The sequence below is a fragment of the Planococcus sp. APC 3906 genome (assembly GCF_030407685.1).
Taxonomy (GTDB): domain Bacteria; phylum Bacillota; class Bacilli; order Bacillales_A; family Planococcaceae; genus Planococcus; species Planococcus koreensis.
This window is the reverse complement of record NZ_JASDCW010000009.1, coordinates 34,247-46,517: the sequence shown is the minus strand read 5'-3', so window position 1 is coordinate 46,517 and position 12,271 is coordinate 34,247. Positions and strand designations below refer to the sequence as shown.

The 12,271-nt window shown below is 49.3% G+C and carries 12 protein-coding genes and 1 riboswitch; of the genes, 10 read left to right on the top strand and 2 right to left on the bottom strand.

What is annotated here, in order from left to right; all coding sequences use genetic code 11:
* The first annotated feature begins 210 nt into the window (after positions 1-210).
* The gene (locus QMA09_RS07290) at positions 211-1,401 is read left to right on the top strand and encodes an iron-containing alcohol dehydrogenase (RefSeq protein WP_290212592.1); all 1,191 of its coding nucleotides are present in this window, start codon (positions 211-213) and stop codon (positions 1,399-1,401) included.
* A 12-nt stretch (positions 1,402-1,413) separates the two neighbouring features.
* A complete protein-coding gene (locus QMA09_RS07285) occupies positions 1,414-2,874 on the top strand; it encodes a CoA-acylating methylmalonate-semialdehyde dehydrogenase (protein ID WP_135503913.1) in 1,461 nt (486 codons plus the stop codon).
* Between the two features lie 77 nt (positions 2,875-2,951).
* On the opposite strand, the gene QMA09_RS07280 is transcribed toward QMA09_RS07285, so the two are convergent.
* Entirely contained in the window at positions 2,952-3,845 is an 894-nt protein-coding gene (locus QMA09_RS07280; RefSeq protein ID WP_135503911.1) for a DUF2382 domain-containing protein, read from the bottom strand.
* A gap of 270 nt (positions 3,846-4,115) precedes the next feature.
* Here QMA09_RS07280 and QMA09_RS07275 point away from each other — a divergent pair, with 270 nt between their 5' ends.
* The 4 genes from QMA09_RS07275 to QMA09_RS07260 all read left to right on the top strand — a co-directional run bounded on the left by QMA09_RS07275 (position 4,116) and on the right by QMA09_RS07260 (position 7,653).
* A complete protein-coding gene (locus tag QMA09_RS07275) occupies positions 4,116-4,757 on the top strand; it encodes a Yip1 family protein (protein WP_290212591.1) in 642 nt (213 codons plus the stop codon).
* A 168-nt stretch (positions 4,758-4,925) separates the two neighbouring features.
* Positions 4,926-5,726: an alpha/beta fold hydrolase gene (locus tag QMA09_RS07270; RefSeq protein WP_290212590.1), complete on the top strand. Its 801-nt coding sequence runs from the start codon at positions 4,926-4,928 to the stop codon at positions 5,724-5,726.
* Between the two features lie 15 nt (positions 5,727-5,741).
* The gene (locus QMA09_RS07265; RefSeq protein WP_290212589.1) at positions 5,742-6,677 is read left to right on the top strand and encodes a GGDEF domain-containing protein; all 936 of its coding nucleotides are present in this window, start codon (positions 5,742-5,744) and stop codon (positions 6,675-6,677) included.
* Between the two features lie 133 nt (positions 6,678-6,810).
* The gene (locus QMA09_RS07260; protein WP_290212588.1) at positions 6,811-7,653 is read left to right on the top strand and encodes an STAS domain-containing protein; all 843 of its coding nucleotides are present in this window, start codon (positions 6,811-6,813) and stop codon (positions 7,651-7,653) included.
* A 46-nt stretch (positions 7,654-7,699) separates the two neighbouring features.
* On the opposite strand, the gene dapA is transcribed toward QMA09_RS07260, so the two are convergent.
* Positions 7,700-8,590: a 4-hydroxy-tetrahydrodipicolinate synthase gene (gene dapA, locus QMA09_RS07255; RefSeq protein WP_290212587.1), complete on the bottom strand. Its 891-nt coding sequence runs from the start codon at positions 8,588-8,590 to the stop codon at positions 7,700-7,702.
* Between the two features lie 158 nt (positions 8,591-8,748).
* Positions 8,749-8,927, bottom strand: a riboswitch (Lysine riboswitch).
* Between the two features lie 107 nt (positions 8,928-9,034).
* Here dapA and QMA09_RS07250 point away from each other — a divergent pair.
* The 4 genes from QMA09_RS07250 (at position 9,035) to QMA09_RS07235 (ending at position 12,210) form a co-directional block, all read left to right on the top strand.
* Positions 9,035-9,637 (top strand): SAM-dependent methyltransferase, encoded by a 603-nt coding sequence (locus tag QMA09_RS07250; RefSeq protein WP_290212586.1) that lies wholly within the window; start codon positions 9,035-9,037, stop codon positions 9,635-9,637.
* A 67-nt stretch (positions 9,638-9,704) separates the two neighbouring features.
* Complete coding sequence (ypfJ, locus tag QMA09_RS07245) at positions 9,705-10,553, top strand: KPN_02809 family neutral zinc metallopeptidase (RefSeq protein ID WP_135503897.1); 849 nt, start codon at positions 9,705-9,707, stop codon at positions 10,551-10,553.
* A 104-nt stretch (positions 10,554-10,657) separates the two neighbouring features.
* Entirely contained in the window at positions 10,658-11,824 is a 1,167-nt protein-coding gene (locus tag QMA09_RS07240; protein ID WP_135503895.1) for a TraB/GumN family protein, read from the top strand.
* A 134-nt stretch (positions 11,825-11,958) separates the two neighbouring features.
* Complete coding sequence (locus QMA09_RS07235) at positions 11,959-12,210, top strand: hypothetical protein (protein ID WP_135503893.1); 252 nt, start codon at positions 11,959-11,961, stop codon at positions 12,208-12,210.
* Positions 12,211-12,271 lie beyond the last annotated feature (61 nt).

The following is a 12,271-nucleotide window of genomic DNA, read 5'->3' as shown; positions in this document are numbered from 1 at the left end:
ATAAAGGTATCAATACCATAACTTAATGTCAATAAATAATCTGAATTATTAATCATTTGAAACAAAATTTACATTCTGGATATTTTATTCCGCTTATGGGTGTTTGCTCCATTTTTCAGAAAACTCTGCGCATTAATGATAAAATAGAAAGCGGTATGATTTTATTGACTAACACAAGGGATGGGAGTGAAGGAATTGGTGGGTTGTGAAATGTTCAGAACACCGCAATTGATCGTCTATGCACGCGGCGCATTCGAGCGCACAGGCACGGAGGCGGCGTTAAGGGGAAAAAAGGCGCTCATCGTCAGCGACGGAATTATGGAAGCGCTTGGCAATGTCGGCCGCTGTGTTGAATTGCTTAAGCAGGAAAATGTGGAAAGCGAAGTTTATACTGGAGTGGAGTCGGAACCAACAGATACATATGTCGCAGAAGCTTTGGCGCTGTTCAATGAAAGTGGATGCGATTTGATCATCTCGCTTGGCGGCGGCAGCTGCATCGATACAGCGAAAGCGGTATCGGTCCTGGCGGCGAACGGCGGGTTCATCGGCGACTATATGGGCATGGCGAAAGTTGCGGAGGCAGCGCCTGTTCCGCATCTGGCCATACCGACGACTGCCGGCACGGGGTCGGAAGTGACGGACGTCACAATCATCACCAATACGGAAAACGACGTGAAGATGATGATCAAGCAGCCTGCGTTCATGCCGGCTGTGGCGATCGTCGATCCGCTGCTGTCGATGTCGTCGCCGAAAAAAGTCACAGCGGCCACCGGCGTTGACGCGTTGAGCCATGCAGTGGAAGCTTATCTATCGAAAAAGGCTCATCCGATGACCGATGTCCTCGCGATGGCTGCCATCAAACTGATTGTACCGAATTTGCGCAAAGCTTATGCGGATTCGGAAGATACTGCGGCGCGTGAAGCGATGTCGACAGGATCGATGTATGCAGGGATGGCGTTCTCGAACGCTTCTGTCTGTCTGGTGCACGGCATGTCCCGGCCAATCGGCGCATTATTCCATGTGCCGCACGGTGTTTCGAATGCCATGCTGCTGCCGGGTGTGCTGGAATTCAGCAAAGATGCGTGCGCCGAGCGTCTAGCTGATTTGGGTCGCGTCTTCGCTGGAGACACTGCGGTGCTGACAGACGAAGAGGCGGCGCAATTCGCAGTCGATGAAGTCAAACGGCTCTGCCTGGATCTGGAAATTCCGAATTTGCGCGATTGGGGCATCGATGCAGACCAATTCACCCGCTCAATCGTTAAAATGGCAGGAGATGCGCTGGCCAGTGGCAGTCCCGGCAATAATCCGCGAATCCCGGACCAGCAGGAAATCGAAGAGCTGTACCGCGTTTGTTTCGATTATGAATTTACGGCAAGCGGAGCGGCAAAAGCAAAACTTTAGGAGGAAACAATTATGGACACAATGACAAAGAATAGATTGAAGAATTATATCAATGGCGAATGGGTGGAAGCAAAAACAACGAAATTTGACGAAGTACCGAATCCGGCGACGGGAGAAATCCTTGCGCAAGTGCCGCTTTCCACCTTGGACGATGTCGATGACGCAGCAAAAGCAGCGGCAGCGGCCTATAAATTATGGAGCAAAACAGCGGTTCCGCGGCGCGCACGCATTCTGTTCAAATACCAGCAGCTGCTGGTCGATCATTGGGACGAACTGGCGGAATTGATCACAGTGGAAAACGGCAAAAGCTTTGCCGAAGCCAAAGGGGAAGTGCAGCGCGGCATCGAGTGCGTCGAATTTGCAGCTGGTGCGCCTACCTTGATGATGGGCAAGCAATTGCCTGATATCGCAACGGACATCGAATCCGGCATGTACCGCTATCCTGTCGGCGTCGTCGGCGGCATCACGCCTTTTAACTTCCCGATGATGGTGCCATGCTGGATGTTCCCGCTGGCGATTGCGCTCGGCAATACATTTGTACTGAAGCCTTCAGAGAAAACGCCATTGCTTGCGAACCGCCTGGCGGAATTGTTCGAAGAAGCGGGATTGCCAAAAGGCGTCTTCAATATCGTCCACGGCGGACGCGAAGTCGTCAACAGCATTCTTGAGCACCCGGGCATCCCGGCCATTTCTTTTGTCGGTTCACAGCCGGTTGCGGAATATGTCTATAAAACAGGGACCAGCCACGGCAAACGCGTCCAGGCATTGGCCGGTGCAAAAAATCACTCGATCGTCATGCCGGATGCGCAGCTTGACCCGGCGGTAAAAGAAATCGTTTCGGCCGCTTACGGTTCTGCTGGCGAACGCTGCATGGCTTGCGCAGTCGTCATTGCGGTGGGAGACGTGGCCGACACATTGGTTGAAAAATTAATGGAAGCGGCAGACAGCATGAAAGTCGGCAACGGCATGGACGAAGGCGTCTTCCTTGGCCCGGTCATCCGCGACGAGCACAAAACGAAAACGGCTAATTATATTGAAATCGGCCAGCAGGAAGGTGCTTCACTGCTGCGCGATGGGCGCGAAGATGCTTGCATGCAAGACGGAGGCTATTTCATCGGCCCGACTATTTTCGACAACGTGACGACCGATATGCGCATTTGGAAAGAAGAGATTTTTGCGCCGGTCCTGTCGATTGTCCGTGTGGCAACTTTGGAAGAAGCGATTGAACTGACCAATAAATCCGATTTCGGCAACGGCGCTTGCCTCTTTACTGAAAGCGGGCGCAGTGTGCGCTATTTCCGCGAGAACATCGAAGTTGGCATGCTCGGCGTCAATTTGGGCGTTCCTGCTCCGATGGCGTTCTTCCCGTTCTCAGGCTGGAAAAACTCATTCTACGGAGATCTTCACGCCAACGGTTCGGACGGCGTCGAATTCTACACAAGACGAAAAATGCTGACAGCCCGCTGGAGCTGATCGGTGACATAGCAAAGCCCCCGGAAATGAATTTCCGGGGGCTTTTGCATCGTTATTTATCTATTCAGCTAGTGACATTAGAAGCGGTTGCGGTCTTTATCTTCCACATCTTCGTCAATGTCTGCTACTTCTTTGCGGACTGTTTCTTTCACATGCTCTGTATCTTGGACTTTGCGTTTACCGATGACGATTTCTTCAGCTACTACGTCTGTTTTCGTCACTTCTACACGCTCTTCCGTCAATGGCACACGGATTGTGTCGCCTTCTGTGTAAGCATCTTTGGAATCAAATGAATGATTCGTATCTGTCGAAGCCGTTGAATCGTTCACTGGGCGGCGCTCAACGTATACTTCTTCGCGCTCAACAGGGACTTCGATTGTCTGCTCATTTTCAACAACGTGTTTGCCGACATTCACTTCACCAGTTTGCACGCGCTCTTTGTCGACATGCAAGCGTTCTTCATGAAGGCGCAATTTCTCTTCTTCACTAGCCGATGATACACCATTTGTGTTTCCAGCCGTTAAGCCATCGTTTGTATTGCCGGCAGCAAAACCTTCACGGGAAGATGAAGTTCCGCGTTTTTCATGGAATGAATTATACGATTCGTTGTAGTCGCTGTCGACGTAAACCAGTAGTTTACCTTCTTCAAGTTGGCGGCGCGATTGTTCCGCATCTTTTTCATTTAACTTCAAGCTGTTGAAGGCATCGCCTGAAGCTTCTTCGCCTGCCAGCAAGTTGATGAATTTGCCCATGAAGCCTTCTTCTTGCTGCGGTGTGCCGTTTGCTTCTGTTGAATCCGCGTCTACATGCACATGCGTCTGGCGCTCTACCATCGCTACTTGGTCGTGGTTTTGCGCAACGACGTAAATGTCATCTTCGCTATAGCCCTGTGATTTCAATTCTGTGATTTTATTCAATACTTCTGCCTGTACGTCATATGCGCCGATCAATTTGTTTTCGTGGTTTGTCATTATGAATTCCTCCTAAGTGTGTGGTTCGATGTAGAACCTAAAAGTTAAGGTAGAGGTAGTGTACCCACCCTTTTCAGTTTTATAAACATATCAATTGGCCGCGGAAGCCGAAAAACAATAAGCAATTGGAAAATAAAATCCAGAGAATTGAAGTTTCTTCTTATAATACATATTTAATAAAATACGGAAACGGGTAATAGATAACTATTATAAAATTTCTTGGAACTGCTGGCCGCCATATCGATATTTTGATGAAAGGAGGAGGGAATTATGGTAAGAGAAGATCGTTTAAGCAAAGAGCGCGGGGTGAATCCGTTCACCGATATTTGGCTGCGAACCCGTGAAACAGTCCGTTTCGTCATCGACCGAAAATCGGTCAAATACATCATTCTGCTTATCGTTCTGACAGGATTCGCATCCGGCCTGCTGGGGATGATGAACACCCGCAGTTCGGACATGGCACCGTGGGCGGCTATTCTTCAGGCGTTGATCACCGGTCCAATCGGGAGTGCAGTGGGCTATTTCCTAGGTGCAGCTATATTGACGCTTGTAGGGCGGCTGTTCAAAGGAACGGCGACTTATCAGGAAATGTTCAAAGCGCTTCCTGCAGCGCAGATACCACAGATTTGGCTGTTGCCGCTGCTGATCATTTGGGCGCTAGCATCACCGGAAACTTTCTTTGCAGACCGCGCTGATGTGGCGGGGAACCCCATTGTGGCGATTATGTCTATCGTAATGGCGGTTGTCTCGGTCTGGACATTCATCATCGTCTGCAAAGCGGTAGGCGAAGCGCATCGTGTCTCGTCTTGGAAAGGGTTTTTCATTGTTGTGCTGCCAGGCATCATCATTACGATATTTGTTCTTCTTATTGTCTTTGTCATTTTCGCATCGTTTTTCAATCAATTTTATTGAGAAAAGATGGAACAAACTAAATAGGGTGAAATATGCTTTTTGGACTGTCTAAATTATATATAACAGGGTAATTAGTCTAAGATGAATTTATTGCAGATATTGATGGTATTCTAGAGCAAGGAAGATTTTTATAGAGATAGCATTGCTTAAAGCAAGGGGGAGTTGCAAATGGCACAGCAAGTGATTCACCGAAATAATATAAAGATATATGGAAATGGAGAAAAAACCCTGTTATTTGGACACGGTTTCGGCTGTGATCAAGAGGTATGGAGTGGTGTAGCTCCTGCTTTTACAGAACAATACCGCGTAGTTCTTTTTGATTACGTCGGTTCTGGCCAAAGCGATAAATCGCAGTATTCAGTAGAGCGCTACAACTCGCTGCACGGCTATAAGCAGGATTTGCTGGATGTCTGCGATGAGCTGCAATTGAAAAACATCCTGTTTGTCGGCCATTCAGTCAGCAGCATGATCGGTATGCTGGCGTCTATTGAGCGGCCGGAGCTTTTTGAAAAACTGGTCATGATCGGTCCATCGCCATATTACCTGAATGACGAAGACTATCAAGGTGGATTTGACCAGTCTGACATTGCTGAATTATTGGATATGATGGAAATCAATTATAAAGAATGGGCGAAGTATTTAGCGCCAGTCGTCATGCAGAACGAAGAGCGCCCCGGTTTGGCGCAGGAATTTGAACAGATCCTGTGCGCAAATGATCCGGTGATTGCCCGCAAATTCGCGGAAGTGACATTTTTATCGGATGTTCGCAGTGAGCTAAGCAAAGTCCGCGTTCCAACATTGATATTGCAGCCGCAATTCGATGCCATTGCTCCGCCAAATGTAAGCCGGTATGTCCACGAGCACATTGACGGCAGCCAGCTTGTCGTGATGGAGGCGATGGGCCATAATCCACATTTGAGCGACCCGGAAGAAACGGTTTATTGCATCAAAGATTTTCTAGAACAATGAGGAGTGTGGCCGGTTATGGAAAAGCAATTGCAATTCGCGCCTTTGGCATATCTTGTCTTCGATCGTGGGCTTAAGGTGCTGGAAATGAATGAAGCGATGCGAAACATGCTTAGCAACAAAAGCCCGAAGCATTTTCACGAAATGTTGACGATCGCATCGATGGTTTATTTTCAGACATATTTCTTGCCGGCCATCACCCTTCACGGCAAAGTGAACGAAATGTTTCTGACAATCAAAGGTGCAGCCGGTTCTGTTCCTGTATTGATGAATGCAGTGGAGAGGGAAGGACGCTTTGAATGTGCCATGATCGAAATGACCATCCGCGGTGAATACGAAAGAGAATTGCTTCAAGCGAAGCAAAACGCAGAACAGATCAATCGTGAGACAGCGGCAGCTTACGAAGAACTGCAGCATCTTCTTGGTGAAGTGAAATGCAAAAAAGCAGAGCTCGAAAGACTCAATGCCGATTTGCATCAGCTCGCAAATGTCGACTCGCTTACTGGCTTGAAAAACCGCCGCTATTTGGAACAGGAACTAGCAGGATTGCTCGTCAAATCAGAATTCGGTTTTCCGTTATCGCTGCTGGCAGTGGATATTGATTTTTTTAAGCGCGTCAATGATACGTATGGCCATCAAATGGGCGATGCGGTGCTGCAGGAATTGGCGGGTAAACTTTTGGGCGAAACTGAAGGTGAAGGTACTGTTGCCCGAATGGGAGGAGAAGAATTCATTATTCTGATGCCGGGTTATAGCATTGAGTGGGCAGAAGAACTCGGTGAGAAGCTATGCAGAAACCTGGAAATGGCCGATTGGCAGCATGTTCCGATCACTGTCAGCATAGGTGTTACAAACTACCAGCCTGGAGACACAGCCACAAAGCTTTTTGCGCGCGTAGACAAAGCGCTTTATGCATCCAAAAATGCAGGTCGCAATTGTGTGACGGTCGGTTGAGTGGGCTCGCTTTTATTTCCCGGGCAATAATTTCATGAAAGTTTTTAGCGGGAAAATTTGGTGTATCCTAAACCCTTTATTGGCAGGTATAATAATGACAAAGAATGATTAATGCTACTCCAGGGGGTACCACATGAAAAGGGAAATTACATTGCTTGGCCAACGGGTGGAAGAAGATAAATATTTAATCGCCCAATTGATTCAGGAAGAGGCATTTAAAGATGCTGCTCCGTCGGATATCGCAGGCTATGAAGAACTATTGAAAGCGGTTGTGGAATTCCGTTCAGGGCTGATCGGCTTGATCGGAAAATCCATCAAGAATTTCTTGGATCCGCAAAAAGCGTATGATGAAATTACAGAATGGGGCCATGCCACCGGGAATTATTTCCTGAAAGAAGGCATCATGCTCGACAGCGCTTTGGCAGAAACGAATATTTACCGCAAGCATATCAGCAAAGTCATCAAGTCGGAAGCTGTCCACGAAGGCATCGAACTTGAAGTGCTTTTCGACGTTATGGAATTTTTCCACAGCCTGCTCGATCATGCGGCGTATTCTTATAGCTTCGCTTACATCAATTCGTATCAAAAAAATCTCGAAGAAGCGCGGAAAGAGTATTTAGAACTGTCTTCGCCAGTCGTGCCCGTCAATGACGAAATTGCGATTTTGCCTCTTATCGGGGCAATCGAGGTGGACCGCGCAGAGCACATTCTGGAGAAAACGCTTCTATCGGTTGGAAACTTGGACGTTTCTACGTTAATCATTGATTTGTCGGGCGTCGTGAAAGTCGATACGATGGTGGCGCAACAAATCATCCGGCTGGTCGAATCGCTGAAACTGATCGGCGTGCACGCAGTCCTGACCGGCATCCGGCCAGAAATAGCGCAGACGATTACGCATTTAGGCGTTGATGTCCGGCAGCTGGCGCTTGGCGGCAGCTTGAAGCAAGCCTTTAAAAAACTGACTGCTGAAATTTGATGCAAAAAACCCGCTGAAGCCTTCGCTTCAGCGGGTTTATTTTTAATTATTGTGTAGTTGCCGTTTTTACGACCGGCGCTAAAGTTTCTTGTAACGTCAGTGTTTCTTGTTCCGTCAACGGAATCATCGGCAAGCGTACACCGCCGACCGCTATGCCTGCCCAGTTTAGGGCTGATTTAACAGGAACCGGATTCGGTGCAGCAAATAGCGCATTCATGGCTGGCAGGAGTGTGCGGTGAAGCTGCGCGGCTTTTGCTGTGTCGCCGGCTTTAAAGCTCGAAATCATCTCTTGCATTTCACGGCCGATGATGTGGGCGGCTACAGAAACGATGCCAGCTCCGCCGATGGCAAGTAGCGGAAGCGTCAAGCCGTCATCGCCGCTGTATAAACTGAACGTATCCGGTGTGCGCTCAATAATCTCGGCTGCTGCGTCCAGGCTGCCGCTTGCTTCTTTGATGGAGACGATGTTGTCGATTTCCGATAAGCGCACAATGGTGTCGACCGACAGATTGACGACGCTGCGCCCCGGAATATTGTATAGCATGACTGGCAGATGAGTGGCTGCTGCAATCGCTTGGAAATGCTGGAACATGCCTTCTTGTGAAGGTTTGTTGTAATATGGTGTCACCAGCATGATGGCATCAGCGCCCGCTTCTTCTGCGCCGCGCGTCAACGTGATTGAAGCACGTGTGTTGTTTGAGCCGGTTCCCGCAATGACGGGGATGCGGCCTTGGACCGTGTCGACGACAAACTTGAAAAGATCGATTTTTTCGTCCGCTGATAAAGTCGGCGATTCGCCTGTAGTGCCGGCTACCACCAATGCATCGCTCCCGGTTTCAATCAAATGTTCCACTAAGGCTGCAGTTGCTGGGAAATCGATGTCGCCGCTTGCGTCAAAAGGCGTCACCATTGCTGTCACTACTTGTCCGAAATTCATAAATACCACCCTTTTCTCATTTTTTTAGTCTGTTGTATTGTCTGCTGCTGCGTTGATCGTGCGTAATCAGAGGCTGCAAGCGTATCGGAAAAACAAAAAAGCAGCAACGAGGGGTCTCGTTGCTGCGATAGGATTGGCGTGTAAAGCGCCCAATCCATGCGTCAGATAGCCCCCCATATAGTCTCCTATATGACAGTCCTGCATTTGTTTAATGCAGACCCAGCAGCTTCGGCAATGAGCGCCTGGCCACTTCGGCAAATCCCCCTTTCAACAGCTGTCGCCGGATCTCATCATCCTCGAACTGTTTACTGATGGTTTTTGCGCCTCTATCCTCACTCCGAAAAAGCGGAGCAAGAAATTATTGAATTAGCTAGACTTTACCAAATTCCTGCTTGAATTGCAAGTATGCAAGGCTTGATTACACAAAGAATCGAGGAGATTTTGATGGACGAACGCCAATACGACCACGACCTGAATATCCATACTGCGGGCATCCAGCAGGGATTCCATGATTCTTTCCATTACAATCGCTACGAGCCGACACCATACGGACTGCTTGAGACATTGTTCAACAACCACCGCTTATCGGAAACCGACCAGCTTGTCGATTTCGGCTCCGGCAAAGGACGCCTCAATTTTTTGGTGCACCATTTGTTCGGTGCGGCAACAACTGGTGTGGAAATGGATCAAGGCCTTCACCAACTGGCTTGTGAAAACCTGGAATCATACGTGCAAAAGCGGCCCACGGCAAAAGGGAGGATCCGTTTCACATGCACGCTTGCTGAACAATACCGGATCCATCCCCGCGACAATAAATTCTATTTTTTCAACCCGTTTTCCGTTCAGATTTTCATCTCGGTCATCAATAATATCCTGAAGTCCACAGAACGCTCGCCGCGGCCTGTCGAGCTGATCTTATTCTTCCCGTCAGATGATTACATTGGCTATTTAGAGCATAGCACGGCATTTGAACAATTCCGGGAAATCGAACTGCCGGGAGTAGAAGGCGATTTAAGAGAGCGATTTTTAATTTATCGACTCCTTTAAAATGGATTAAAAGCAGTACCGAACGGGGTATAGCTTATTAAAAGTGATTGGCGAGGAGAGGGAAAAGATGAAATGGAAAGGCAGAGCGGGCAGCGGCAACGTTGAAGACAGGAGAGGCAGAGGGGGCGGAGGCGGAGGCCTGATTGCCGGAGGCGGCATCGGCGGCTTGCTTATTGTCTTGCTGATATCATTTCTCGGAGGCGACCCGGACGCCATATTGGATACAATGGGCGGCGCCCAGCAATCAAATGAACCTTATGTGGCTACCCAAGAAGAAGAGGAACTGGCGGAATTTGTATCGGTCGTTCTCGCGGATACCGAACAGGTATGGACGGAAGTGTTCGCAGAAGAAGGCTTGGAATATGAGGAGCCGACCTTGGTGCTTTATACAGGCAGCGTCGATTCGGCATGCGGCACAGCTGGCGCATCAGTAGGGCCATTTTATTGCCCCGGCGACCAGAAACTCTACATCGATTTGAGCTTCTATGAAGAATTGCAGACACAGTTCCAGGCGCCCGGGGATTTCGCGATGGCTTATGTCGTTGCGCATGAAGTGGGGCATCACGTGCAAAATCTGCTCGGCACGATGGGCAAGGTACAGCCGATGCGCAATAAGCTGAGTGAGGAAGACTATAACGAATTGCAAGTGAAGCTTGAATTGCAGGCAGATTATTATTCCGGCGTCTGGGCGCATCATGCGCAAGGCATGGACCTTCTTGAAGAAGGAGACTTGGAAGAAGCGATGACGGCAGCGAGTGCGGTGGGCGATGATACGATCCAGAAGCGCTCACGCGGTTATGTCGTGCCGGAAAGCTTTACGCACGGCACGTCGGAGCAGCGCAAGCGCTGGTTCTATAAAGGCTTTGAACATGGCGATCTGCGCAACGGCAATACGTTCAACGCAAAAGGGCTTTGACGCGCCAATAGTTGATATTTTCGGCGATGTGATTCATTATTGAAATAGACAGTCTTTTCGCCTTGCGGCGGAGGGAAATTAAGTTCTGTGAAGGAAGTAAATCCATGCATGAAGAAAATATAACGCGTCTGCACATCGACGGCCGGGAAATCATTCTCATCGGTACAGCACACGTTTCGCGCCAAAGCGCGGTGCAGGTCAAAGAAGTCATTGAAGCGGAGCGGCCGGATTCGGTTTGCATCGAGCTGGACGCTCAGCGCTACCAGTCGGTGACTGACAAGAGCAAGTGGAAAGAAACCGATATTTTCAAAGTCATCAAGGAAAAGAAATCGAGCTTGCTGCTGATGAATTTGGCCATTTCCTCGTTCCAGAACCGTTTGGCCGATCAGTTCGGCATCAAGCCGGGGCAGGAAATGCTTCAAGGCATTGAGTCCGCCAAAGAAACCGGCGCCGAGCTGGTGCTTGCCGACCGCAACATCCAGGTCACGTTTTCCCGCATCTGGAGCAATATCGGCTTTATGGGCAAAGCGCAGCTGCTGACATCTGTGTTCTACAGCATTTTCAGCAGCGAAACGATTTCAGAGGAAGACCTTGAAAAGATGAAATCGCAAGATACGCTGAATGCGGTCTTGAACGATTTCACCAAATCGTTTCCAAAACTGAAAAAGCCGCTCATCGATGAACGGGATCAATACCTTGCCCAAAAGATCAAAGATGCGCCAGGCCAAAAAGTGGTCGCGGTGCTTGGCGCTGCTCACGTACCGGGAATTACACAGGAAATCCACCGCGAACACGATTTGGAGAAATTATCAGAAGTGCCGCCGAAATCGAAGTGGCCGAAGATTCTGGGCTGGGCGCTGCCGATTTTGCTGGTGGTCCTGCTCGCGGTCACCTTCTATAACAATCCCGCTGCGGGCATTGATGGCACTATCAGCTGGGTGCTGTGGACGGCATCGCTTGGTGCAATCGGGGCAGCATTGGCGTTCGGCCATCCGCTCGCCATCCTGACGGCGTTTGTCGGCGGCCCTGTCGGCGCGCTCCATCCGCTGCTCGCTGCAGGCTGGTTCTCCGGTCTGATGCAGGCGTATGTCCGCCGCCCGAATGTCGGCGATTTTGAAACTTTGTCGAAAGACGTTTTTACCCTTAAAGGCTTTTGGGACAATAAAGTCACACGCGTCTTGCTTGTTGTCGTACTGACGAACATCGGCACTTCCGCTGGAAACATCATCGGCGGGGCAGACGTCATTCGTTTATTCCTGAAAAACCTATAAGCAGAATCGAAAATCCGGGACGCTTTGTGCACCCGGATTTTTTTTATTTGGGCACGCATTGAAAGGGTTTGAGAACGGGTATAGAGAAGTAAACAGATAGAGAGAAAGACATTACGGTTGGGGAGGAACAAATCATGGGCTTATTCCTTATGGGAATCCTGCTCTGGTCGCTGGTCATCGCATCGGTCGTGTTGTTCATCTATGGATTGTGGAAACGGTCATGGAAAGCGCTCGCTTGGAGCGGCGCAGCTTTGCTTCTGCCGATGGGCCTGATCGCCTTTGACGGAAGCGGCAGCATGTGGTTCAAATTGAGCATGGTGCCGCCGCTATTGATTTTTGCTGCAGCGTATTTCATGAAGCACAAACGCGCTCAGCATATGCATTGAGCACAATGAAAAGGGCCGGAGAACTCCGGTCCTCTTTTTTCTGCAATTTTCGGTTGCCGAT